A 25819-nucleotide genomic window follows, 5' to 3' on the forward strand; every position below is an offset into this window, starting at 1 on the left:
CGAGGGAACTGCTTTTAAGCGAAAAAGGGTTACAAAAAAGAAAACAGCGCTCTGCCGATGTAGAACCTGTGTTCGCACATCTCAAACACAATAACAATTTTAAGAGGTTTACTTTAAAAGGACTTGAAAAAGTAGAATTAGAGTTCGGATTAATGGCCTTAGCACACAATCTGAGAAAGAAAATAGCGGCGTAAGCCACTTGAAAAATATCCTGACCTGAAAAATATAATAGCCTAATATAATAATGCTAAAAATGAAAAAACCGCCTCAATTGAATATTGAGACGGCTTCTTTGCAATTTAATATCAGGTACACGGTATTAAACTATCCGCCTACACGTTTTACTTTATAACCTTCTTTAATAAGGAAATCCATTATTTTATCACGGAAGTTTCCCTGAATGATAATTTCGTTATCCTTAGCCGAACCACCAACACCACATAAGGTTTTAAGCTGTTTTGCAAGGCTTTTAAGGTCATCATCTGTTCCTTCAAAACCTTTTATGATGGTTGCTACCTTGCCGCCACGGTTTTTTTTATCAAGATGCGCCTCAAGTTTTTGCTGACTGTTAGGCAACGTTTCCTGAGGTTCTTCATTAGAGCCTATTTCAAAATCTTTATTGGTAGAAAATACAAATCCGCCAAGGTCTTCAAGACTGCTTATTTTTTTTGCCATATTTATTTATAATGGAACGCGGATGCCGCCGATCAGGCGGATTTTCGCGAATCTTATTTGTTAATGTTTTCAAACACTTTTCTGACAAACTCTGGCTTCTTGCCAAAATTAAGTAATAGGCCAACTTCACAATGAGTGCTCCTTAGATAATTTACGATTTGGTGTTCAAAGTCTTTTGTTAGGTAATCACAAGCTTTAAGTTCAAGTATAATTATATTATTTACAATAATATCGGCAAAGTAGTCCCCAACAGGCAAGTCTTTATAATATACCGTAATTTTCCGTTGAGCATTCACTTCAAAACCTCTTGATTTCAATTCATAAAACATAGCATTCTGATAAACCCGTTCCAAAAAGCCATAACCAAGCTCATTATATACATCATAGAATGCCTTTAATATTTCAGATGTCAATTCCTTATAAAGCATTATGATAATTATTATAAATCTGCGTAAATCCGCTCAATCCGTGGCATCCGCGTTCCATACATTAATTATTATTTCTTAATCAAACCAAGCTCCACAAGCCTTTCATATAAAAAATCGCCGGCTGTAATATCATCATAAAGTTTAGGGTGTTCTGCATCTATACAATTAGGCAGGCAGTCCAGTTTCATTTCACTAACCGGATGCATAAAAAATGGTATAGAGTAGCGTGATGTACCCCAAAGTTCTCGTGGCGGGTTAACCACCTGGTGAATAGTGCTTTTTAGCTTATTGTTTGTATGGCGGCTAAGCATATCGCCTACATTTATAACAAGTTCGTCGGGTTCAGCAATAGCATCAATCCATTCGCCCTCATGGTTTTGTACCTGCAGGCCTTTGCCCTGTGCACCCATAAGCAGCGTAATAAGATTAATATCACCATGTGCGGCAGCACGTACTGCATTGTCAGGCTCAGATGTTATGGGAGGGTAGTGTATAGGGCGCAGAATACTGTTGCCCTCTGCCGCATATTTATCAAAGTAAAACTCGTCAAGGCCAAGGTAAATAGCAAGCGCGCGAAGCACATATACCCCTGTTTTTTCAAGCATTTTATAAGCCTCTTCGCCTACTTTATTAAACTCAGGAAGTTCTTTAACTTCTACATTGGCAGGATATTCGTTCTCATATTTAGAACCCTCATCAAGATACTGCCCAAAATGCCAAAACTCTTTAAGGTCGCCCTCTTTACGGCCTTTAGCATGCTCTTTACCAAAAGAAACATAACCACGCTGACCACCAATACCCGGAATTTCGTACTGCTCTTTTATATCAACCGGAAGGCTGAAGAAATTTTTAACTTCGGTATACAGGCTGTCTACAAGCCTGTCGTCCAGAAAATGCCCTTTAAGTGCTACAAAGCCTATATCTTCATACGCTTTGCCGATTTCATTTACAAATTTTTGCTTGCGTTCCGGGTCGCCCGAAAGGAAATCACGCAGGTCCACACTGGGAATGTTTTGCATACAGGTAGTTTATTGTTAATAACTTTAATGGCTATAAAGCCTTGCAGTTACAAAGCTAACAATAATTTTTTACCTGACAGGGGGGAAGTTGTTAACAAGCCTGTATCTTATAATACTTAACAATTACTATATTGCAGCCCAAATAGAAATCTGCTATAAATGAATGATCCTGTCTATACAGTTATATTATTATTGCTGGGTACTGCAATATTAATTATGTTATTGTTTTTTACCGGTAAAGCCAGGATAAGACGTAAACTGGGAAAAGCTCCAATAAAAAAGATAAGCGAATTTAAAAGTGGCGAAACTGCAAAAATAAAAGGTAAAGTCAAAATTATAGGCGACCCGGTGATTGCCCTGCTGTCGAAGCGTAAATGTGCCTATTATCATGTTGTCGTAGAGAAAAAAGTTTACAATAGAAGAAATATAAACTGGAAGACAATTATCAATAAAGAGTTTGCGGGCACTTTCGTAATTAAAGACGGTAACGAATACGCCTATATTGACAGGGGAAATATAAAAAGTTATATCATGTTAGACAGAAATTATACATCCGGTTTAAGCAAAGATGCCCATCCTGTATTAGAAGCTTATTTAAATAGTCATGGTTATGATACAAAGGGAGTTTTCGGTCTTAACAATACTTTTCGTTATAAGGAAGGTATATTAGAAAATGGTGAAAGCATAGCTGTATTAGGTAAAGGCAAATGGAAAGACGCAAAGGAGGCCGGATTACCTTCTGATTACAAAAATATCCTTGTTATTAGTCAGGAAAAAGGCGAATACGTTTATCTAAGCGACGACCCTGACGTAGTAGAAGGTACTATGTACTAAGAGTTTTGTCGGTTTCAGTCATATTGCATAACTCTGGTGTTCTCGTAACAAATTTTTAACCAATAAAATCATTCAATAATAAAACGGTAAAGATTAAGTAACCCGGTTTCCTATTAATAACACCATTTTTGGGCAAACTAATTTACTTATGAAACCAACACAACAAAGCAGGAGAAACTTTCTTAAAACAACCATGTGGGCTGCCGGGGCAATTATTATCGCTCCAAATTTTATTAGCTGTAATGATGACGATGATACACCAAGCGGCATTAATTCTTCGGGGTTCACTAATAAAAATTTTAACGAAGGCCTTGCGAGTTTTGATCCTACAAGCTCATCTGTAATAATCTGGACACGTTATAACAGGCCAAATGCAGAGGTTATATGGGAGGTTGCTACAGCACAGGATTTTAAAACCATAGTAAGGACTGGTAAAATTACTACAGAAACTACGAGAGACCTTACAATATCTATAGAGCTGACAGAACTTGATGCCGACCAAAAGTTATACTACCGCTTTATGAATGTGCAGGACGAGGCTATTTCTGTTATTGGAGAAACCCTTACGCTTCCTGTAAACCCATCATCGGTAAAGCTTGCGGTTTGTTCATGTTCTAACTATCAGGCAGGATATTTTAATGTGTATGATGCTATGGCAACATCTGATGCGCAGGTTATCGTGCATTTGGGCGATTATATTTATGAGTATGAAGCAGGAGGGTATGGGTCTACGCCTCAAAATGCCTCGCTAAACAGGCAGCACATCCCTTCGGGCGAAATACTATCGTTAGAGGACTACAGAACGCGCTATAAACAATACAGATCTGACGTTTCGTTACAGCTTGCCCACCAGAAAAAGCCTTTTATATGTGTATGGGATGATCATGAAATAGCCAATGATACTTATAAAGACGGTGCAGAAAACCATACCCCTGCAACCGAAGGTAATTTTGAGGTAAGAAAACAGCATGCACTACAGGCTTATAGCGAGTTCATCCCTTTTTCGAGACAGGACGAAAACAATAATTCGTTAATTTACCGTACTATAAAAATAGGCAGCCTTGTAAACCTTATCATGCTGGATACCCGCGTTATTGCACGCGACAAGCAGCTCAATATTACCGATTATTATACATCTTCAGGATTTGATGGTGTGGCATTCCAGACAGCACTTACCAACCCGTCACGAACGTTAATGGGTACTACACAACGTAACTGGCTTATAAATGAAATTAGCGGAAGCAGTGCCAAATGGCAGGTGTTAGGGCAGCAGATATTAATGGGCAAAATGTACATTCCTGCCGAGCTACTGTTAGCTTTTGGTCAGCCAGGCTTTGCAACAATATTGCAGCAGTTGGTTACTATTAAAGTGAGGATGGCTAATAACGACCCTACAGTTACAGCTCAGGAAAGGGCACGCGTACAAACCGTTATACCATACAACCTTGATGCGTGGGATGGTTACCCTGTAGACCGTGAAATACTATACGGCGCACTAAATGGCAAAAAAATTATTACTCTTGCAGGAGATACCCACAATGCATGGCACAATGTACTGCGCGCACAGGATGGTACAGAGGTAGGTGTAGAGTTTGCCACATCGAGTGTTACATCGCCGGGGTTTGAAACGTATTTGGGCAATGTTGATGCTGCTACTATTGCAGCTTTCCAGCAATCGCTCTTATTGCTGGTAGACGGTCTTAAATATTTTGATGCCGCAAGAAGAGGTTATCTTATGGCGACCTTTACTCAAGCCGATGTAAAATCAGAATGGGTATTTGTAAACAGCATTTTGTCTCAGTCGTATGCCACAGAGATTGGGCATAGTGTGACGTATTCATAACAGGCTATTTTATAAAACAAAAAATCTCCCGGTTATGGGAGATTTTTTGCTTTATAATAATACCTCCAAACGGTATATTTGTAAATGATGATACATTTTATAGCAGGTATTATTGCCTAATGTATTCAAAAATGTCACGCAAAGGCGCAGAGTCGCAAAGGGGTAATAAATACGATTGCATCCCAGCGACTGTTAAGTCGCAAAGCTTTGCGACTTAACAGTCGCTAAAAAAGTAATCCTGCTGTAGGTTGCAAACTTTGCGCCTCTGCGCCTTTGCGTGACAATATTACTATAGATTTATGAAATTTGTGCAATTCGTGGCTAAAAAACAATCTATGATTTTTTTACATACTTGGTAAGGATAACAATTAACTGGCCGTCAATTTTTCCCTCTACCTGTTCTATATTATCATGTACCAGGCGGATGTTGCGCACTGCTGTACCCACTTTTGCATTAATGGTAGAACCCTTTACATCAAGGTCTTTTATAAGGGTAACAGTATCGCCGGTTTGCAAAATATTGCCGTTGCTGTCTTTATGAAACTGCACGCTGGCATCGCCGGTATGGTCGCCGGTAGCTTTAGCCCATTCTAACAGTTCGTCGTCAACGTACATCATATCAAGTGCATCGGCAGCCCAGCTCTCGTTACGGAAACGGTTTAGCATACGCCAGGAAACCACCTGTACGGCAGGCACTTCACTCCACATAGAGGTTGGTAGTACACCCTGCCAAAAATCGGCATCCGGTTCCTCTTTTTTCTCTATCTGGTTAAAGCATTTTTCAGTTATAAGTATGTAACCATCTGCACCGCGGTTAATGGCCGGTGGCACCTCATAAGCGGTAAGATTGTCTGCTACACTACTTAGTTCGCATTGGTTTCCGCTTCGTTGCTGCAGTATTTCTTCTAATTTCATTGTTTGGCTTTTATGGGCGCAAAGATAGGGATTTGGAAAAAATAATAGGTATTAATAAAAGCAATTGTATATACAGAGTACAGTTGCTGGCGTGAGCGTCACGCTCGTGCGTTAAATATTACATTTGTTTATAACTTTACCGGCACGAGCTTGAAGCTCGCGCTAGCGGGGGGATTACTTAATTCTTGTATATTCATCTTTATATTCATTTACAGTCACTGTGCCATCTGTTTCTGATTCACTTGGTAGATATAATTTTCCATCTTTGAACTTATATTTTATCTTTTTCGTACTCACCATTGTACCGCTCATAAAAATAGTTTCAATGTAATATGTTATTCCATTTTCTGATTCAAGTTTGTAGGTTGCTTTTAATTTTTTATTAATACTTTCAAGGGTAATAAGATTTAAAAAGTTTAATTGCCCATCCTTCGTAAATTCAATAGCTGTCTTACTTTGCGGGGATTTAGTCCAAACTCCAACTATACTTTGAGAGAAAGCTATGCATGGAAAAAGGACTAATAAAATAATATATTTTTTCATTATTTACATGGTATTAAAGACGGTCGGGCTGTTTGGAGTTAATTTTTTAAAGTCCGAATGACGTTGGACTCTGAATAAAATTGTTTTATAGGAGGCAATGGGTAAACTCATAAAATCAATATTTATCAATTCTAAATATGCATTGAAAAGGAACTTCTTTTCATCTTCCATAAACCTACTTATAATTAAATAAACTTACAAAAATTATTCTTACAAGGAATAAAGATTTTCATCGATAATCTTTACATACTAATACCATTGTTCTGCTATTTTCTAATTTTTGTTTGTCACATAATAAATGATTATTCTAAAATCACTACGGATTTCAACTCAAAATTTAAACATAAGCATCTCTCCCGTGCAGGCTTTGAAATACACGAGAGATTAATGCTTACTAATAGTTGGTTAATGGTGTAATAAGTTTATTGTTGGGGAAAATAATCTATTAATAACCAAACTGTTCAAAAATACACAGAACATTTTCGGCAAACATAAAGCCTTTATTGAATGATTAAAGGAGGTTTTCCTCATTTTAAAATATTTTTTATAACACTCACATCATCTTATGTTATTTTCTTACTTTTGAAATATCATAATTAATGATTATTCAAAAATCGCTATGGATTTCGACAGAAAGCAACTAACAAACGAACAATTACTCGATTTATATAAAAAATTACTAAAACCAAGGCTTATAGAGGAGAAGATGCTTATCCTCATCCGTCAGGGCAAAGTATCTAAATGGTTTAGCGGCATAGGGCAGGAGGCAATCTCTGTAGGGGTAACTGCCGTACTGCATAAAGACGAATATATTTTACCCATGCACCGCAACCTCGCTGTGTTTACCGGCAGGGATATCCCGCTTTACAGGCTATTCTCGCAATGGCAGGGTAAGGCTAATGGCTTTACTAAGGGCAGAGACAGGTCGTTTCATTTTGGTACGCAGGAGTTTAAGATAATAGGCATGATATCGCACTTAGGTCCGCAGCTTGGAGTGGCAGATGGTATTGCTCTTGCCCATAAACTGCGTAACGAAGGTAAAGTTACTGCCGTTTTTACCGGCGAAGGTGCTACCAGCGAAGGCGATTTTCATGAGGCACTTAATATTGCTGCCGTATGGGAACTGCCTGTAATGTTTATTATAGAGAATAATGGCTACGGACTGAGCACGCCTACCAACGAGCAGTACCGTTGCGAGAATATTGCCGATAAAGGCATAGGCTATGGTATAGAAAGCCATATTATAGATGGTAATAATATATTAGAGGTATATACTAAACTTGATGCCCTTGCTACCTCTATGCGCGAAAACCCAAGGCCTGTTTTGCTGGAATTTAAAACCTTCAGGATGCGCGGGCATGAAGAAGCAAGTGGTACAAAGTATGTTCCGCAGGAACTTATGGATATGTGGGCTGTAAAAGACCCTGTAACTAATTACAGGGAATATCTTAAAACTGAAAAGGTATTAACCGATGAATATGACGAAGCACTTCGCGCTGAATTAAAGAAAGAAATCGACGAACATTACCAACAGGCTTCTGCTGAGCCAGCCATTGAAGCTAATTTAAGTGAAGAATTAAATGATGTTTACAAAACTTATGTATTTGAGGAAGTTAACTCAAAAAGTAATTCTGAAAATGTGCGGATGATTGATGCTATTTCGCAGGGGCTTAAACAGTCTATGGAGCGTCATGATAAGCTTGTTATTATGGGTCAGGACATTGCAGAATATGGCGGCGCGTTTAAAATTACTGATGGCTTTGTGGCCCAATTTGGGAAAGACAGGGTAAGGAATACACCAATATGTGAGTCGGCTATTGTGTCGGCAGGAATGGGATTGTCTATTAATGGATATAAGTCGGTTATCGAGATGCAGTTTGCTGATTTTGTATCTACCGGCTTTAACCCCATAGTTAATTATCTTGCCAAAGTACATTACCGTTGGCAGGAAAACGCCGATGTAGTAGTGCGCATGCCATGTGGTGCAGGAGTACAGGCAGGGCCTTTTCATAGCCAGACCAACGAAGCATGGTTTACAAAAACACCCGGGCTTAAAGTGGTATATCCGGCATTTCCTTATGATGCAAAAGGATTATTGGCAACAGCCATAAACGACCCTAACCCGGTTATGTTCTTTGAGCATAAGGCACTTTACCGCAGTATGTACCAGGATGTGCCAACAGATTATTACACATTGCCCTTTGGTAAAGCATCGCTTATAAAAGAAGGAGATGATGTAACTATAATAAGTTTTGGCGCTGGCGTACACTGGGCATTAGAAACTTTGGCTAAAAAGCCCGAAATCAATGCTGATTTACTGGATTTAAGAACGCTTCAGCCACTTGATATGGAAGCTATTTTTACATCAGTTAAAAAGACAGGCAAGGCAATTATATTGCAGGAAGATACCCTGTTTGGTGGTATTGCCAGCGATATCGCCGCCATGATCATGGAAAATTGTTTTGAACACCTTGACGCCCCGGTTAAACGTGTGGGTAGTTTAGAAAGTGCCATTCCGTTTACAAAAGCATTAGAAGACCAGTATTTACCTAAAGCCCGCTTTGAAACTGCTTTAGCAGAATTGATAGCGTATTAATATTTTAAAATAGATTCTTGTAACATACAATTTAGACAGGTATATATACTAATTATGTGCCTGTCTTTTGTTTTGAAGAAAGATGGTGAAGCTATTGTTAATCTATTTTTTGCTGTAGGATCGTCAAATATAAGCTGGTAATCGGCTATAGCCAAAGAATGCCTTTTAGCCGGGTTTTTACACTACAATGGGTAGCGGGTTTAGAGCCACGGCAGCCATCATCTGTAATATCTAAAATCTCTGCTTTAAGGTCTTTTATGGTTAAGGGCTGACCGTCGGCACGGTAAGCAATCACAGTACTGTTATCAAGATGAACAGCGTGGGCCACAGAATTTTCTTCGGCATCACCATCCGGTTTATTTAAAAGTTGCTCAATCTTAGTTGTAAAACCGGCATCATCAGATTCCATTATTTTACTTATTACCTGTAATTTTAATTCAGCTATATTCATAACAAACATTTATAAAGTTAACATTAAGCCCCGTCATCGGTCTGTAAAACATATTCCTGATAACGTTTACCCAGAGAAAAAGATTTTTCAGAAATTATCATGAGCATAACAGGTATAAATAAATACTTGGTTTGCCCCTGCGTGTAAAGTAAATAAGTTGATACTATAAACAACCTGCCATATTCCAGGTAGTATATCCATTTACGTTGCTCTAACAGTGCGCCACAATTTATCAGGGTAATAAGTATAAAAGCAGCTGTAAATATTTTAGTAACCGCATCCTGGCTTTCATAATAATACGTAAACCACATAAGCAGGGCAGTACATAATGCTACCTGAAAAGCAAGATATCCTTTAAACCGAAGTTGTTTAAGTTTAAGATTCCTGTCCTGTAAAAATTTCTTTTCCAGTTCCGGCCGTATGTCTTGATCCATATTGGCCGGGCTCCCAAAAACGGCTTTCCATTTGGCTTTGGCGCCCTCGGCTCTTTTATAACTTTCATAGATCTCGAAATAATAATGAAAATGCATCCATAAAAAGCTAAAACTTTTAAGGGGGTGGGTTAGCCCATACTTTGGTTTTTCTTCCTCTACCTGAAAAGTACCAAACATTTTGTCCCAAAACACGAACATATCGCCATAGTTCTTATCAAGATATTTTTCGTCAGATGCATGGTGTACACCATGTAAAGAAGGTGTTATAAAAACATACTCGAGCCATTTTATACGCTCAATAATTTGGGTATGCGTAAAAAATGAATAACTGCCGTGCACCAATAGCATTGTTATAACCATTGTAGGGTGAAAACCCAACAATGGTAACACGCACCAAAACCCTGTACGTATAACAGCCTGTATGGTAGTTATACGGGCCGCCGCCGTAAAATTAAATTCTTCGCTATGGTGGTGTACTATGTGGGCTGCCCAAAAAATATTTACCTCATGGCCAAGGCGATGGTACCAGTACCATACAAAATCTGTGGCGAGTATTAGCGCTATCCACACCATCCAATTGGCTGGAATAGTGAATAGTGCATAATGATTATATATCCAGTAATATAACTGGTAAAAACTGGCAGCAACAAAAAGGTTAAGAAGCCTCTCTGCAATACCAATGCTTACGTTTGATACCGAACTTTCATATTTAAATAAATATTCCTTTTTTTTATACTGCGCTGCTTTATATTCTAAAAAAACAAACAGGAAAAAAGCAGGCATGGCGAAAGCCAGATAATTTATATTCTCCATATCATTTAAATGTGTAAGGTACAAAAATAACAATACTCTACTAATTTAGTAGGGTATTTGTATAAAAAAAATATCAACCGGTTAAAGTTGATATTTAAAGTATTGAAATTTAGTGCTATTCTGCACCATCTTCTTTGTCCGGCTCTATAGGATATTTACCAAACTGGGTAGAAAGTTTCCATATTTTGTAAGGTTTGTACGAAAATTTGTTCGACAATGATATAAGCGCTACAGTATCGCCCTTAAGGGTAACGTAAGACGACGTATTACCATGCCACCAGCCGTTGTGGTAAAATAGTTTTTCGCCGGTTTTCCATTCGTGCATACGTATGCCAAGGCCATAATTGCGCTCGCCTTTATGCTCATAGCTATACCCTTTAAAAACCTGTTTTACAAGTTTCGGGTTCAGGAATTTTTTAGAATAAGTGGCAAGGTCAAACTTTAGCAGGTCGCGAGGAGTAGAGTAAATATTTTTATCGCCATAAACAGCATCAAGAAAATCGAAGCCGTACTGTACATTATTACCTTTATATGAGAGGGATACTTTTTGCCTGTCGGTATCATAATTAAAGACAAAAGTGTTTTTCATTTCAAGCGGATCGAAGATAATTTTCTTCATAGCATCGCGGTAGTTCATGTGCGTAACCTTTTCTATAACCAGTGCAAGCATGGCATAATTGGTATTACAGTAACCAAATTTTTTGTCCGGCTTAAAGTAAAGGTTAAATTTATGCTCTGCTAAAAGGTTTAGTACATCCTGGTTTGTAAGCACACTCCTGTCCCATATTGCACGGTCATCGGCAAAATAGGCATAGTTAGGCAGGCCGCTACGGTGGTTAAGCAGCATTTGAATGGTAATATCCTCATAAGGAAATTCAGGCAGCAGGGTATTTACCTTTTGGTCGAGCTTAAGTTTATCAAGGTCTATAAGTTTTAATACCACGGCGGCGGTAAGCACTTTACTTACAGATGCTATATGTATAGGAGTGTTAGCTGTAATTTCTTCTTTAGTGCTTCGGTTAGCAAGGCCACCATATTTCTCGAACAATATCTGGCCATTTTTAGCCACAAGAAAACCTCCGCTAAGATCATTCTTTGGCCATATTTTATTATAAAAGTGCTCTATGGCATTTTTTTTAGAATTTTTATAGCCAGTTGTAAGTTTGTTAAGTTCTATTTTTAGGGGAGTTATGTGTAAAACAGTATCTTTTACATTTTGCTCTTCTTCATTTTGTGCTGTGCTATTGTCTTTTTTGCATGAGGTTAAAAACAATATAAATATATAAGGTAGTATGTACTGGATCTTCATTTTTGGAAATAACATAAAAGGGGCAAATATAGCCAAACCAAAGTTGTGTAAAACGGTTTTTATATAAGGTTAACAATTAAAATTTAGATTTATTGCCCTATTAAAACATAAAGTTTTGAAATGCAGTATGTTTACCCTTTTGCATTTATTTTATTTTAAGGCTAAACCAAAATTGCCTATTTTTACGGTAAATTATTACACTAACAATGGATAAAATAGACTGGAAAACCGTTAAGGAATTTGAAGATATAACCTATAAAAAATGCAATGGTGTAGCTCGTATAGCCTTTAACAGGCCGGATGTGCGTAACGCATTTAGGCCAAAAACCACAGCCGAGTTATTTGAGGCTTTTCTTGATGCACGTGAAGATACCTCTATTGGGGTTGTATTACTTTCTGCAGAAGGGCCATCGAGCAAAGACGGTATATATTCTTTTTGCAGTGGCGGCGACCAAAAGGCGCGTGGGCAGCAGGGATATGTGGGCGATGATGGTATGCACCGTTTAAATATACTTGAAGTTCAGCGATTGATACGTTTTATGCCAAAGGTAGTAATTGCCGTTGTACCGGGATGGGCAGTAGGTGGCGGGCATAGCCTGCATGTAGTGTGCGACCTTACCCTTGCCAGTAAAGAGCATGCCATTTTTAAACAAACTGATGCCGATGTTACCAGCTTTGATGGCGGATACGGATCTGCTTATCTTGCTAAAATGGTGGGCCAGAAGCGTGCCCGTGAGATTTTCTTTTTAGGCAGGAACTATTCTGCGCAGGATGCTTACGAAATGGGCATGGTTAATGCTGTAATCCCTCATGACGAACTTGAAGACACTGCATACGAATGGGCTCAGGAAATACTGGGTAAATCGCCAACGTCTATTAAGATGCTTAAATTTGCATTTAATGCTACCGATGACGGTATGGTGGGGCAGCAGATATTTGCGGGTGAAGCCACACGCCTTACTTATATGACCGAAGAAGCTAAAGAAGGCCGTGATGCTTTCCTTGAAAAAAGAAAGCCTGACTTCAGGAATATAAAATGGATACCATAGAGTAATTTTCAAAGTCCAATTTTCAAATTACAAACAGAAATAAACAATAATTTGGAACAGCCATTTTCTAACGAGATCATAGATACTTTAGCGCTTCCGCAGTTTGAGGATGTGCAGCTTACTCCGTTACACCCGTCTTATCTTAAGGTAATATGGTTTAACATTGCGTTGGTTTTTAGTATCATGGCAATAGCTGCGGGAGCAGGTTTTTATTTTATAAATGAATTGCAACCATACCGGCTGGTAATTAGCGGTGCTTATATTTTTGTAGTAATCCTTACCATTGTAATAAACGTAATAAACTTTAAAACACGTGGATTTGCCTTTAGGGAACATGATGTTATATACCGCAGTGGTGCCATATCTGTAAGTACTACTATCATACCTTATAACAGGGTGCAGCATGTAGCCATTCATGAAGGCCCCGTTGCCCGCTGGTTGGGTTTAGCTACAATTGAAGTTTTTACTGCCGGTGGTGTAGGCGGCGATATTAAAATTCCTGGGCTCGAAAAAATTCACGCTGCTGCTATAAAGCAACTGGTTGTAGGCAAAATAGATTCTAAACAGGCAGAAGATGAAGAAGATATTTACACTGCAGCTACTAAAGAACAAGACTTACCGGAAGAAGATAATAATTATGAAAGATACTAATATTGATTTTAGCCAGCCACAGCGGCAGTCATTGTTAGGCGTTTTTATAATGTTTGCCGATGCTTTTCAGGAAAGTGTTCGAGCATTATTTCCTATTATTGTGATTTCGCTATTATCTGAAAAAAAGAAATTTATCTTTTACCTTATTACTGCCGGCGTTGTGCTAATAGGGGGTTTATTAAGAGGCTATTTAAGATATCGCAATTTTACATTTTATATAGACAACAACGAGTTTATATTACAGAAAGGGATCTTTAAAAAGACAAGAATTGGCATACCGCTACATAAAATACAGCAGGTAAACATTAACCAGAACTTTTTACAGCGTTTGCTTAAAATGTATGAAGTTGAGATTGATACTGCAGGAAGTTCTAAAACAGAAGTAACAATTAAAGCTGTTACAGCCCAATATGCACAGGCTCTAAAAGAACGCCTTATGCAGGATGTAGTTGGAAAAAACAAAATTGGAGATATTGCTGCTGATAGTGTACAAAACAAAGAAATACCTTTTATTACAGTTAGTTTTGCAAGTCTTTTAAAAACAGGTATTACCAGTAATTACGTTAGAAGCTTTGGTATTTTACTTGCCTTTTTTATTTCTACGTTTCAGCACCTTGATGAGTACCTTACCTACAGCGATACCAAAGACAATTTTATAAGCGAATATTTTAATACAACGTTTTTACTTCGCTTTATTGCGTTCATTGTTTTTTTAATCCTGATTTTAACTCTCGTTATCAATCTTGTACGTACAATTTTACGCTTTTACAATTTTAAAGTAGTAAAGCAGCAAAACTCTCTGTTGCTTTCTCATGGCCTTATCAATACGCGAAATACAATTATACGGCCAGACAAAGTTCAGATGGTTACCGTTGGACGCAATTACTTTCAGAAAAAATTTGATGTAAATGATGTAAAGATCCGCCAGGCATCAGATCTTGAGCAAAGTAAAGACCGGGCAAAAATGTCGATGGAAATTCCGGGGGTTAATCAGGCTGAAAAAAATGCCCTTTTAGAATTTCTGTTAGAAAAAATGCCAGAGCGCGGATTTCCTATTAAGCCTAACTTCCGTAAAATGATATTTGAGGCGTTTAAATATATTATTATCCCTGTTAGCTTACTATATGCATACACAAGGCTGATTCCGGATATTGCAGATATATTATATATAATACCTGTTTATATCGTTTTTGTAGCTACCCTTATTTATTTTGCCTTTCGCAACAGTCGCCTGTTTATAACGCCCGATTTTATTATTCGGCAGCGTGGCGCCTGGGATATAGATAATGATATTTTGGCACCCCATAAAATACAAGGCATTAAACTGCAACAGTTTTTTTGGCAGAAAATGAGTAATGTGGGCACGATAAAAATTTACACAGCCGGTGGAGACGTTCATTTTGGATTAGCTAACTTTACACAACTGAAAAAACTCGCCAATTACTGGCTATACCAGGTAGAGACAATCAATAAAAACTGGATGTAATACAATTACGAATTTTAAATTAGGAATTTTAAAAAATGTCAAATACAAAAGCGTGGCTACAGGCCGCACGTTTACGCACACTGCCGCTGTCGGTATCAGGAATATTAGTAGGGAGTTTCTACGCCTTCTCTCAGGGATTTTCTAACTGGGCAATACTTGCTTTCGCCCTGGTAACTACATTAGGCTTACAGGTGCTTTCTAATTTTGCCAATGATTATGGCGATGGTGTTAAGGGTACCGATAACGAACATCGTATAGGTCCGCAACGTGCCATACAAAGTGGCTCAATAACTATTGAAGCTATGAAAAAAGGCATAATAATTACATCTGTACTTACATTAATAGCTGCCGTTGTACTTATTTATATATCGTTTGGCAAAGAGAATTTTGCTTACTCCGTATTTTTCTTTTTTTTAGGTTTGGCAGCTATTGCTGCTGCGATTAAATATACAGTAGGTAATTCCGCTTACGGCTACAGAGGTTTGGGCGACTTGTTCGTGTTTATTTTCTTTGGGCTGGTAAGTGTACTGGGCTGTTACTTTTTATTTGCCAAACATATAGATGGTTTTGCTGTACTACCGGCAATATCTGTTGGTTTACTAAGTGTGGCGGTACTAAACCTTAACAACATGCGCGATCAGGTAAGCGACGCTATGTCGGGTAAAAATACACTTGTGGTAAAAATGGGACCTAAGCTGGCTAAGGTATATCATTATTCTATAATAATAACTGCACTGGTACTTACATTAACCTTTGCCATACTTAATAATTTCAGGCCTTTACAATATATTTTCTTAATTGCATACATCCCATTTTTAATACACATAAAAACGGTTGCTAAAAATACCGTACCGAGAGACCTTGACCCTGAACTTAAAAAAGTGGCGCTGGGAACATTTTTCTTATCGGTACTGTTATGCATAGCAATGCAGCTATAAATAGCAATATGTAATTGGTAACCATTCAATATCTATAAAAAATAATAACACATAATACTATGAAAATTACATTTTACGGCCACGCGAGCCTTGGAATAGAAGTAGGAGGTAAACATATTTTAGTTGACCCATATATTACAGCCAACGAACTTGCAAGCCACATTGATATTACGCAGCTTAAAGCCGATTACATACTGGTTACTCACGCTCACGGCGACCACGTTCTTGATGTGGAGGCTATTGCAACTAACACCGGTGCCACGATAGTATCTAACGCAGAGATTGCAACGTATTACACAAAAAAAGGTTTTAATGCGCACCCCATGAACCACGGCGGTAGCTGGAAATTTGATTTTGGCAGCGTTAAATATGTAAATGCTATACACTCAAGCCAGTTTCCTGATGGTACGTATGGTGGTAACCAGGGCGGTTTTGTTATAGAAACTACTAATAAAAACATTTACATTGCCGGAGATACTGCACTTACATATGATATGAAACTTATTCCGTTGCGTACTAAGCTCGATCTTGCCATCCTGCCTATAGGCAGCAACTTTACCATGGATGCAGAAGATGCTATTATAGCGTCAGATTTTGTAGAGTGCGATAAAGTATTAGGTTATCATTACGACACCTTTGGCTACATCAAAATAGACCATGAAGATGCCAAAAAGAAATTTGCTGATAAGGGCAAAGAATTAATTCTTTTAGAAATAGGCTCTTCTATCGAATTATAATTTATTTAGCCACGAATTACGCAAATTCCACTAATTTAATTGGTGAAGATTCGTGTAATTCGTGGCTAATTTTTTTAAGCAATTCATAATTTAAATTCGTAATTAATTAAATGAAGGCAACTTACAAAAGATACATTTTAGATTTTAAACGCCCCAGTGGTACATCGAGAGGTGTAATGACGGAAAAGGAAACCTGGTTTATCATTCTTGAAAATGATGGTAAGCAGGGCATAGGGGAGTGTGGTATTTTGAGGTCGCTTAGCATAGATGACAGGCCTGATTATGAAGAAAAACTAAAATGGGCGTGCGATAATATTCATTATGGTGAGGAAAAATTATGGAATGAATTGATTGAATTCCCGTCGATACAATTTGGACTGGAGACAGCTTTTAAATCGTTGCAGGGAGAAACTTCCTATCTTTTATTTCCATCAGAATTTACAAAAGGAGAGGCGAACATCCCTATAAATGGACTCGTTTGGATGGGTGATGAAGCTTACATGAAAGAGCAAATAGAAGATAAAATTAAGCAGGGATTTAATTGCATAAAGCTTAAAATAGGCGCCATAGATTTTGTCTATGAGTTGGGTTTATTACGGTTTATTCGAGAAAATTTCACACCACAAGAAATAGAAATAAGGGTAGATGCTAATGGTGCTTTTACCTTAGAATCTGCTTTAGATAAACTACAACAACTATCAGAATTTAAATTACATAGCATAGAGCAACCTATTAAAGTAGGGCAGCCTGACAGAATGGCGCAACTATGTAAAAACTCTCCATTACCAATTGCATTGGATGAAGAGCTAATAGGAGTTTTTGCTTATGAAAATAAAGAAGAGTTACTAAAAAAAATACAGCCACAGTACATCATATTAAAACCAAGTTTAGTGGGCGGATTTAAGGGATGTGCAGAATGGATAACAATTGCAGAAAAACTAAATATCGACTGGTGGGTAACATCTGCGTTAGAAAGTAATATAGGGCTTAATGCAATTGCACAATGGACATTTATGCAAAATAACCTTATGCCACAGGGATTAGGAACCGGGGCTTTATACACCAATAATTTTGAAAGCCCTCTTGAAGTTAAAAATGGTGAACTGTGTTATAATCCTAACATAGCCTGGGAGATAAATATATAATGAAGCCTCACTTTGTATACTTCGCATTATTTTTAATAGTACTTCTCGGTTGCTCTAAAAGCAATACATTTTCTAAAGAAACTACGGTAGGTGTTGTTCCTTACAAAGGAATGAGTGCCCAAAAAATTGATGAGCTTACAAAAGCCATAACGAGTTATTATGGCGTTACCGTTAAAATTCTACGTCAAAAAACACTACCTAAATCTGCTTTTATAAACATCAAGTCGCCCAGGTATAGGGCTGATAGTATTATTGCAATACAGGAACGCAATATGCCTGAAGGTGTAGATTATATTTTAGGGCTTACAACTAAAGATGTTTCTGTTACCAAACATGATGGTAACGGGAATATTAAACACCCTGAATGGCGTTATAACGACTTTGGTATTATGGGGTTGGCATATTGTCCCGGCAAAAGTTGCATCGTATCCGATTTCAGGCTGAAAACTAATGATAAAGATTTACATCTCGCCCGGTTTAAAAAAGTTGTTATCCATGAACTGGGCCACAACTTTGGCCTGCCCCATTGCCCTAACAAAAAATGCGTAATGACCGATGCAGTGGAATCTATAAAAACAATTGACAATGCAGATCCCGGGGTATGTAATGCATGTAGAAAAAAATTGAGGCTATAGTCTAAAATAATTAGCGAAGCTATGATTACATCTTATTAGTGTATATTATTCATATATTTTAGTATTAAATTGTATAGTAAATAAAAAAATCAATTTATTTTTTTATTATTCGTTTTTATATTGTTGCTAAATTAGTATATTTATGCAAAAATACTATAGATGGATATTTTAGCCTGCCCTAAATGTCAGGATAATAAGATCGTTAAAAGCGGTGTTATCAATGATAAACAAAGGTATCTCTGCAAGAACTGCAACTATTATTTTACCGTTAACAAGATGGGTAAAAAGATAGATAATTATTATGTTACCAAGGCATTGCAGTTGTTTCTTGAAGGTCTTAGTTTTCGTGAAATAGAGCGTATTCTTGGTGTATCGCATGTTACGGTAAGCAACTGGGTAAAAGAGTTTAATATAACTAAGCCTTCTCACGGCGATTACCATCCTACCTATAAGATTTTCAATCATTTAGAATTAGTTGAGTATCTTAAAAACAAACAACAGTTATCTGGTGCAGGCATGATAATTACAGAACTTGGCGATAAGTTTATGCTTATAAAATGGGAGCGTTTTAAAGACTAGCTATAGTACTTTACAGATATATATATTACTATAGTAATTCTTTCACATAAATTTTGGAATTTGGCTGTACCAAATAATTAATTCACCTAATTCCAAAACAAACCATGAAACGAATTTCCATCATTGCGGGGCTGCTACTCTGCTCGTGGGCAGGTTTTTCTCAGGGATCTAATGAATACAGTTCCGGTTTAAAGTTTAACCTCGATTCTACAGGTAATAAATACATGCGTGCCATCATTTGGGACCAAATATGGTTCCGGTCTACAGAAATGAACCCAGGCACCATGATAAATGGCGAGGCGGCAAGTAACAGTACAGATATTGGCAACCGCAGGCTACGTATTTTATTATATGCGCAAATATCCAAGCGTTATATGATACTAACACATTTTGGTATCAACAATCAAACGTTTACTAATGGTGGTGCGGCAAGCACTACCGGCACAGGCGGGTATGGAGCTGCTAAAAAGCCCGGTATGTTTTTTCATGATGCATGGAATGAGTATGCTGTGGTACTTCCGGGAGAAAGCGGCAAATTTAGCCTTTCAATAGGGGGTGGGCTTCATTATTATATGGGGCTTTCGCGCATGACAATGTCATCTACCTTAAATTACCTCGCTGCCGATGCACCAATTTTTAACTGGCCACTCATAGAAAATTCTGACCAGTTTGCCCGCCAGATGGGGATTTTTGCAAAGGGTAAATATGGCAAGTTTGAATATCGCATGAGTGTAAACAAACCGTTTGCCACAAATCTTGCTCCGGTAGATTCGCCCACTGCAGATGCTGCTGTTGCGGTAGACAATAGTGGGAATACCAAATGGAGCAAGGCAGGTTACTTTGAGTACCAGTTTCTTGATGTAGAATCTAATTTATTGCCTTATAAAGTGGGCAGTTACCTGGGAACAAAAAAAGTATTTAATGTGGGAGCCGGTTTTTACATGGCTCCCGATGCTACAAAAACATCTGTAGCGGGTGCATTACGAAAGCATGATATCAAACTCTTTGCAGGAGACGTGTTTTTAGATATGCCTGTAGGTACTAAAAAGGGAGCTGTTACGGTATACAGTGTTTTTTATGATTATGATTTTGGCCCAAATTACCTTCGTAACTTAGGTATAATGAATGTAGGCGTAGCAGATGCTGCATTTACAGGAACTCCTGCTCTTGCCGGTGCCGGTAATGCACAGCCTACTATGGGTTCCGGAACAATATGGTACACACAGGCAGGCTTTTTAATACCAGATTCTCACGATAAACCAAAGGTGCGCATACAGCCTTTTGGGGCATTTACACACAAAAACTTTGATGCTTTGGACAAGGCAAGCTCGCAGTTTGACATAGGCTCTAACTTTTTTATAGACGGGCATCATGCCAAAATAACTACGCAATACTCTACAAGGCCGGTATATACCACGCCAGGGTCTTCCAGCCTTAAAGGCGAATTTTTAATTCAATTACAGGTATATCTATAAACTATAATTAACTAATACTATGAGCGTAACATCTACTAAAGGGATATGGAAGGTTATTACAGCATCGTCCCTGGGAACACTTATCGAGTGGTATGACTTCTACATCTTTGGAAGCCTTGCTGTGGTAATTTCCACAAAATTTTTCCCGGCAGATAATCCTACGGCGGCATTCCTGTCTACATTGGCAACCTTTGCCGCGGGATTTGTAGTGCGCCCGTTTGGGGCACTGTTCTTTGGCCGGCTTGGCGATATCATTGGGCGTAAGTATACCTTTATGGTAACACTACTCCTTATGGGTGGGGCAACCTTTTTAATAGGCTGTATACCCAGTTATGAAAGTATAGGTTTCTGGGCACCGCTTGCTGTATTAATATTGCGCTTGCTACAAGGCCTTGCTCTTGGTGGTGAATATGGCGGTGCAGCAACGTATGTGGCCGAACATTCTCCTGCTAACCAGCGAGGCTACTGGACCTCATGGATACAAACCATGGCAACCTTTGGGCTTTTTATATCTTTAATGGTAATATTAGTTACAAGGGCAGTACTCTCTCCCGAAGAATTTGACCTTTGGGGATGGAGGATACCTTTCTGGATCTCTATCATCATGGTGGTTGTATCGTATGTTATTAGGAGAAAAATGCACGAATCGCCGGTATTTGCTAAGGCTAAAGCCGAAGGTAAAACAACTACTAATCCGCTTAAAGAAAGTTTTGGCAATAAACTGAACCTTAAGTTTGTATTGCTTGCACTGTTTGGTGCTGCAATGGGCCAGGGTGTTGTGTGGTACACAGGGCAGTTTTATGCCATGAGTTTTCTTAAAACGGTAATGTTTATAGACTCTTCTCAGGTAGATGCTTTATTAGGTATCGCTCTATTAATGGCTACCCCATTCTTTGTTTTCTTTGGCTGGCTGAGCGACAAAGTAGGCCGTAAGTCTATCATGATGACGGGTATGCTGCTCGCTATATTACTCTACAGGCCTATATATACTGCCATGTACCAGACTACAGATGTGGCTACAAAGACCGAATTAGTTGAGAAAAGCACTAAAGTAGCTGTAATTAAAGAAGCTAAAGAAGGTAAAATGGATTCTATTTATACAGCAACGAAAGAATTTGCAGATGGCACTAAATGGAGCCAGATTAAAACGGTACATTTAGAAGATGGAAAAAGTGTAATAGTGAATGGTAAGGTTAAAGCCGATACTAAAACTACAATTAACATAAACAACCATGACCGCTGGTGGTTAATATTCCTTGTGTTTATTCAGGTAATTTTTGTAACCATGGTATACGGCCCTATAGCTGCTTTCCTTGTAGAGATGTTCCCTGTAAAAATACGTTACACATCTATGTCATTGCCATACCACGTGGGTAACGGTATATTTGGCGGATTGCTGCCCGCAATATCTACATATTTTGTAACTACGGCAAAAGATGACGGCGACCCGCAGTTTTACCTTGCAGGCTTATGGTATCCTATAGTTATTGCAGCTGTAAGCTTCCTGATAGGGATGGTATACTTAAAAACCAAAAACAACATAGAACACGACTAAAACACAACGATCATGAAAACATTAAAAAGAATTTTAGGTGTCTTGTGGATAGCCCTTGCGGTGGCTGCAGCATACTTTTGTATATTTGAATTTGGTTTGCCCAAGTTTACATCGGGCAAGCAGGAAGACCTTGTTTTTGGTATCATTATACTTTTTATACTTACGCCGCTTATTGTATTAGGGCTGGGAATATTTGGTATATATGCCGTAAAAGGAGAATATGATAACGTTTAGTTAATTAAGTTTTTAGAAGTTACTATAGCTCTGCCATAAACACGGTAGGGCTATAACTGTTATAAACCGTATATGAGAAAAAGGCACGAACAAAAACTGCTTATACTGGCCATATTGCTGCTCATGGCATTTAACATGCCGTTAATGCTGCTGTTTGACAGTGCCGATGCCGTGGGTGGTATCCCTCTTTTATATGTTTATTTCTTTTCGGTCTGGACGCTTTCAATATTGATTTCTGTTTTTGTAATAAAAAGGTATTATGAGTAGCGCAGTATTATTACTTATACTATCTGTTTATCTTGGACTGCTATTTTTTGTAGCGCATTGGGCAGAAAAAAAATCCAACAGCAAGTGGACAAACAACCCATTTGTTTATTCGCTTTCGCTGGCGGTTTATTGTTCAGCGTGGACGTATTATGGCAGTATAGGTGTAGCAGCAAAATCCGGATTAACCTATTTACCCACTTATGTTGGGCCCATCATCATCATACCGGCGTGGATGATTATCCTGAGGCAGATAATCAGGATATCGCGGGTTAATAAAGTATCCAGCATTGCCGATTTTATTTCGCTGCGCTATGGTAACAGCCGTTTTTTAGGAGCTTTAGTATCATTGGTTTGCCTCTTCGGTATTTTGCCTTATATAGCACTACAGCTTAAGGCAATATCTGAAACCTTTCACGTAGTTACAAAAACGGGGTTAAGCTCTAATGTATTTAACGATACAACAACTTATGTAGCTATTGCACTGGCGTTGTTTGCGTCATACTATGGTACACGCTATGTAGATGCATCCGAAAAAAGGAAAGGTATAGTAACCGCTGTAGCTTTAGAATCATTATTAAAACTGTTCTTTTTTATACTGGTAGGATTGTATGTAACCTATTTTGTTTTTGATGGCTTTAGTGATATTTATGCACAGGCCAGTAAGCTGGAAGGCTTTGCAGCAAAAAACACAATAGGTGGGATACCCGAAGCACTCAACTGGTTTTTACTTTGTGTACTCTCATTATTCGCTATATTTTTATTACCAAGACAGTTCCAGATGAGTGTGATAGAAAATCATAGGGAAAGCCATGTAAAAACAGCAGTGTGGTTATTCCCGTTGTACTTATTGCTTATAAATATATTTGTATACCCGTTAGCCTGGGGTGGTAATATTTTGTTTGATGGTAAACATGCAAATGCCGACACCTATTCGTTGCTTATACCACAGCTTATGGGGAATCAAACCATAACGGTACTGGTTTTTCTTGGCGGATTTTCAGCAGCAATAAGTATGATCGTGGTTTCCTCTATAGGACTGTCAACAATGCTGAGTAACAACGTATTAATTCCGTATGGATTTTTAGGTACGTTACAGTCCGGCACTCCCGAAGAAAATACCCGCCGCATTGTAAATATAAGGCGTGTAGGTATTTTTAGCCTTATCATTAGTGCCTATTTTATATATAGGGTAGTAGTACTTGACTATAACTTAGTGTCGATAGGCCTTGTGTCATTTGCAGTAATAGGGCAATTGGCACCGTCATTTTTTGGAGCAATAATTTGGAGGAGAGGATCGCGCAGGGGAGCTGTGGCAGGTATTATTGCCGGGTTTGCAGTATGCACATATACGCTGCTTATTCCTTATGCAACCGGGGCATCACACATTGGCAGCAGTTTTATAACAAAAGGGTTGTTTGGCAACAGTCTGCTTAAACCATTTGCTTTATTTGGTTTAGACTATCTCGACCCTGTGCCGCACGCTTTATTTTGGAGTATGTTTGCAAATATGTTTGTGTTTTTATGGGTTTCGGTGGCATTTAGGGGTAATTATCGTGAGCGCAATTATGCCGAGATGTTTGTAGATATAGACAAGTATATAACCATGCATGAGAATGCTTTTATCTGGAAAGGGACGGCCTATACTAGCGACATTCAAAAAGTGCTGAAGCGATTTTTAGGCGAAGAGCGGACTATTCGTGCAATGAACATTTTTCACAACAAATATAGTGTAGACCGTAATGAAGATCTTGCCGATGCCCGCCTTATTAAATTTGCCGAAAACCTGCTTACAGGCCATATAGGTACAGCCTCAGCTAAAATATTAATTGCGAGTGTAGTAAAGGAAGAAAAGATAACGTTACCGGAAGTATTAAAGATTCTGGAGGAATCTCAGGAGAATCTTATCATCAATAAAAAACTCACAGAAACTTCAAATGAGCTTAAAATTATATCCGGAGAATTGCGGCAGGCAAATGAAAAGCTGATAATTAAAGACCACCAGAAGGATGAATTTCTTGATACGGTAACACATGAGCTTAGAACGCCCATAACTGCTATTAAGGCAGCCAGCGAGATATTGTATGAAGATGATGATGTGCCTAACGAAATACGGAAACAATTTTTGCAAAATATTATTTCTGAATCGGACAGGCTAAACAGGCTGATAGATAAAATACTGGACCTTGAAAAATTTGAAACCGGCAAACAGAAAATAAATGCAACATTAAATAACCTTGACCTTACTATCGAAAAGGCTTTAGAACCCCTTCAACAACTAATCAGGAATAAGGGTATAAGCATTCATCAGGTTAAGTGCGGCAGCGTAAATGCCTTTTATGATGAAGACAGGATCGTGCAGGTAATAACTAATTTGGTATCTAACGCTATTAAATTTTGCCCGGAAACAGATGGGAACATTTATATATCCATCAATGCGGATGAGCATGATATTATAACAGCAGTAAACGATAACGGCAGGGGCATACAACCTGAGGATATTGAGACTATTTTTGATAAGTTTTACCAGTCTAACAACCAGAATATAAAAAAGCCTGAAGGCAGTGGGCTGGGGCTTGCCATAAGCAGGCAGATTATAGAATACCACAAAGGCAGGATCTGGGCAGAGAATCGCCGTGGTGGGGGCGCAAGCCTTATTTTTACATTACCAAAAATTGATAACCAAAGAAAAGAACAAGCATAAATTGCCATGAAAAAAATACTTATTGTAGACGACGAACCTAATATAGTGATGTCGCTGGAATATACTTTTAAGAAAAATAACTTTGAAGTCTTTATTGCCCGCGATGGGCAGGAGGCTCTTGAACTGCTTAAAGATCAAATTCCGGATGTAATAATACTTGATGTTATGATGCCTATGGTAGATGGCTATGCAACCGTTGAGCAAATAAAAAAGAACGGCCGCCTTAAAAATACGAAGGTAATATTCCTTTCTGCTAAAAATAAGGAGAGCGATATAGAAAAGGGGTTAGCATTAGGCGCAAATCTTTATATGACAAAGCCTTTTTCTATTAAAAAACTATTAGAGCAGGTTAATGAACTGGTTGGGAAGTAATTTCCTGCCAAACAGATTAAATATTTATAAACGCTAAACCTCAAAAAAAGGATAAACAATAACGTTATATATATTATTTTTGCATAAATATATGTGATTTAAAAATAATCCTTAATATATTTACAAAGTCTTTAA

Annotated in this window: 26 protein-coding genes; 18 read left to right on the top strand and 8 right to left on the bottom strand. The window is 38.2% G+C overall.

Annotated features, from left to right (window positions below):
• On the top strand, window positions 1-194 hold a 194-nt coding region (locus F565_RS20920), incomplete at its 5' end, for a transposase (protein WP_020211123.1).
• Window positions 195-324: 130 nt separating this feature from the next.
• On the opposite strand, the gene F565_RS0100010 is transcribed toward F565_RS20920, so the two are convergent.
• The 3 genes from F565_RS0100010 to F565_RS0100020 form a co-directional block, all read right to left on the bottom strand.
• A complete protein-coding gene (locus F565_RS0100010; protein WP_020211124.1) occupies window positions 325-675 on the bottom strand; it encodes a translation initiation factor in 351 nt (116 codons plus the stop codon).
• A gap of 53 nt (window positions 676-728) precedes the next feature.
• A complete protein-coding gene (locus tag F565_RS0100015; protein WP_020211125.1) occupies window positions 729-1103 on the bottom strand; it encodes a GxxExxY protein in 375 nt (124 codons plus the stop codon).
• Window positions 1104-1171: 68 nt separating this feature from the next.
• Window positions 1172-2122, bottom strand: coding sequence for an isopenicillin N synthase family dioxygenase (locus tag F565_RS0100020; RefSeq protein WP_020211126.1), 951 nt, complete (start codon window positions 2120-2122; stop codon window positions 1172-1174).
• Between the two features lie 159 nt (window positions 2123-2281).
• Here F565_RS0100020 and F565_RS20925 point away from each other — a divergent pair, with 159 nt between their 5' ends.
• Both F565_RS20925 and F565_RS0100035 read left to right on the top strand, forming a co-directional pair.
• The gene (locus tag F565_RS20925) at window positions 2282-2956 is read left to right on the top strand and encodes a hypothetical protein (RefSeq protein ID WP_020211128.1); all 675 of its coding nucleotides are present in this window, start codon (window positions 2282-2284) and stop codon (window positions 2954-2956) included.
• Window positions 2957-3104: 148 nt separating this feature from the next.
• Complete coding sequence (locus F565_RS0100035) at window positions 3105-4799, top strand: alkaline phosphatase D family protein (protein WP_020211129.1); 1695 nt, start codon at window positions 3105-3107, stop codon at window positions 4797-4799.
• A gap of 333 nt (window positions 4800-5132) precedes the next feature.
• Here F565_RS0100035 and F565_RS0100040 read toward each other — a convergent pair whose 3' ends face one another.
• Together F565_RS0100040 and F565_RS0100045 are read right to left on the bottom strand one after the other, a co-directional pair.
• A complete protein-coding gene (locus F565_RS0100040; RefSeq protein ID WP_020211130.1) occupies window positions 5133-5714 on the bottom strand; it encodes a PhnA domain-containing protein in 582 nt (193 codons plus the stop codon).
• Window positions 5715-5888: 174 nt separating this feature from the next.
• Window positions 5889-6257, bottom strand: a complete 369-nt coding sequence (locus F565_RS0100045; RefSeq protein WP_020211131.1) for a hypothetical protein — start codon at window positions 6255-6257, stop codon at window positions 5889-5891.
• Between the two features lie 619 nt (window positions 6258-6876).
• On the opposite strand from F565_RS0100045, the gene F565_RS0100055 reads away from it, so the two are divergent.
• Window positions 6877-8853 (top strand): alpha-ketoacid dehydrogenase subunit alpha/beta, encoded by a 1977-nt coding sequence (locus F565_RS0100055; protein WP_020211133.1) that lies wholly within the window; start codon window positions 6877-6879, stop codon window positions 8851-8853.
• 145 nt (window positions 8854-8998) lie between these two features.
• Here F565_RS0100055 and F565_RS0100060 read toward each other — a convergent pair whose 3' ends face one another.
• The 3 genes from F565_RS0100060 to F565_RS0100070 form a co-directional block, all read right to left on the bottom strand.
• Entirely contained in the window at window positions 8999-9304 is a 306-nt protein-coding gene (locus tag F565_RS0100060) for a hypothetical protein (RefSeq protein ID WP_154652496.1), read from the bottom strand.
• 23 nt (window positions 9305-9327) lie between these two features.
• On the bottom strand, window positions 9328-10551 hold the full coding sequence (locus F565_RS0100065) for a sterol desaturase family protein (RefSeq protein ID WP_020211135.1): 1224 nt from the start codon (window positions 10549-10551) through the stop codon (window positions 9328-9330).
• A gap of 115 nt (window positions 10552-10666) precedes the next feature.
• On the bottom strand, window positions 10667-11860 hold the full coding sequence (locus F565_RS0100070; protein WP_020211136.1) for a serine hydrolase domain-containing protein: 1194 nt from the start codon (window positions 11858-11860) through the stop codon (window positions 10667-10669).
• A 206-nt stretch (window positions 11861-12066) separates the two neighbouring features.
• Here F565_RS0100070 and F565_RS0100080 point away from each other — a divergent pair, with 206 nt between their 5' ends.
• The 14 genes from F565_RS0100080 to F565_RS0100145 all read left to right on the top strand — a co-directional run bounded on the left by F565_RS0100080 (window position 12067) and on the right by F565_RS0100145 (window position 25684).
• Window positions 12067-12909, top strand: coding sequence for a 1,4-dihydroxy-2-naphthoyl-CoA synthase (locus F565_RS0100080; protein WP_020211137.1), 843 nt, complete (start codon window positions 12067-12069; stop codon window positions 12907-12909).
• Window positions 12910-12960: 51 nt separating this feature from the next.
• On the top strand, window positions 12961-13560 hold the full coding sequence (locus F565_RS20930; protein ID WP_020211138.1) for a PH domain-containing protein: 600 nt from the start codon (window positions 12961-12963) through the stop codon (window positions 13558-13560).
• A complete protein-coding gene (locus tag F565_RS0100090; protein ID WP_081621296.1) occupies window positions 13484-15046 on the top strand; it encodes a PH domain-containing protein in 1563 nt (520 codons plus the stop codon). The genes F565_RS20930 and F565_RS0100090 overlap by 77 nt, the downstream gene beginning before the upstream one ends.
• Before the next feature lie 35 nt (window positions 15047-15081).
• On the top strand, window positions 15082-15984 hold the full coding sequence (gene menA, locus F565_RS0100095) for a 1,4-dihydroxy-2-naphthoate octaprenyltransferase (RefSeq protein ID WP_020211140.1): 903 nt from the start codon (window positions 15082-15084) through the stop codon (window positions 15982-15984).
• Window positions 15985-16043: 59 nt separating this feature from the next.
• The gene (locus tag F565_RS0100100; RefSeq protein WP_020211141.1) at window positions 16044-16721 is read left to right on the top strand and encodes a metal-dependent hydrolase; all 678 of its coding nucleotides are present in this window, start codon (window positions 16044-16046) and stop codon (window positions 16719-16721) included.
• Window positions 16722-16831: 110 nt separating this feature from the next.
• Entirely contained in the window at window positions 16832-17866 is a 1035-nt protein-coding gene (locus tag F565_RS0100105) for an o-succinylbenzoate synthase (protein WP_020211142.1), read from the top strand.
• Entirely contained in the window at window positions 17866-18501 is a 636-nt protein-coding gene (locus F565_RS22180) for a zinc-dependent metalloprotease family protein (protein WP_020211143.1), read from the top strand. Before F565_RS0100105 ends, F565_RS22180 begins: the two co-directional genes overlap by 1 nt.
• Before the next feature lie 159 nt (window positions 18502-18660).
• Entirely contained in the window at window positions 18661-19080 is a 420-nt protein-coding gene (locus tag F565_RS0100115; RefSeq protein ID WP_020211144.1) for an IS1/IS1595 family N-terminal zinc-binding domain-containing protein, read from the top strand.
• Window positions 19081-19184: 104 nt separating this feature from the next.
• Window positions 19185-20555, top strand: a complete 1371-nt coding sequence (locus F565_RS0100120) for a hypothetical protein (RefSeq protein ID WP_026299782.1) — start codon at window positions 19185-19187, stop codon at window positions 20553-20555.
• Window positions 20556-20574: 19 nt separating this feature from the next.
• Window positions 20575-22110 carry an MFS transporter gene (locus F565_RS0100125; protein ID WP_020211146.1) on the top strand — a complete coding sequence of 512 codons (1536 nt, stop codon included), beginning with the start codon at window positions 20575-20577 and terminating at the stop codon, window positions 22108-22110.
• Between the two features lie 12 nt (window positions 22111-22122).
• Window positions 22123-22344: a DUF6814 family protein gene (locus tag F565_RS0100130; RefSeq protein WP_020211147.1), complete on the top strand. Its 222-nt coding sequence runs from the start codon at window positions 22123-22125 to the stop codon at window positions 22342-22344.
• 72 nt (window positions 22345-22416) lie between these two features.
• Window positions 22417-22611 carry a hypothetical protein gene (locus F565_RS0100135; RefSeq protein WP_020211148.1) on the top strand — a complete coding sequence of 65 codons (195 nt, stop codon included), beginning with the start codon at window positions 22417-22419 and terminating at the stop codon, window positions 22609-22611.
• The gene (locus F565_RS0100140) at window positions 22604-25312 is read left to right on the top strand and encodes an ATP-binding protein (RefSeq protein ID WP_020211149.1); all 2709 of its coding nucleotides are present in this window, start codon (window positions 22604-22606) and stop codon (window positions 25310-25312) included. Before F565_RS0100135 ends, F565_RS0100140 begins: the two co-directional genes overlap by 8 nt.
• Window positions 25313-25318: 6 nt before the next feature.
• Entirely contained in the window at window positions 25319-25684 is a 366-nt protein-coding gene (locus tag F565_RS0100145) for a response regulator transcription factor (RefSeq protein WP_020211150.1), read from the top strand.
• The last annotated feature ends 135 nt before the right edge of the window (window positions 25685-25819 follow it).

This window comes from Flavobacterium rivuli WB 3.3-2 = DSM 21788 (assembly GCF_000378485.1).
Taxonomy (GTDB): Bacteria; Bacteroidota; Bacteroidia; order Flavobacteriales; family Flavobacteriaceae; genus Flavobacterium; species Flavobacterium rivuli.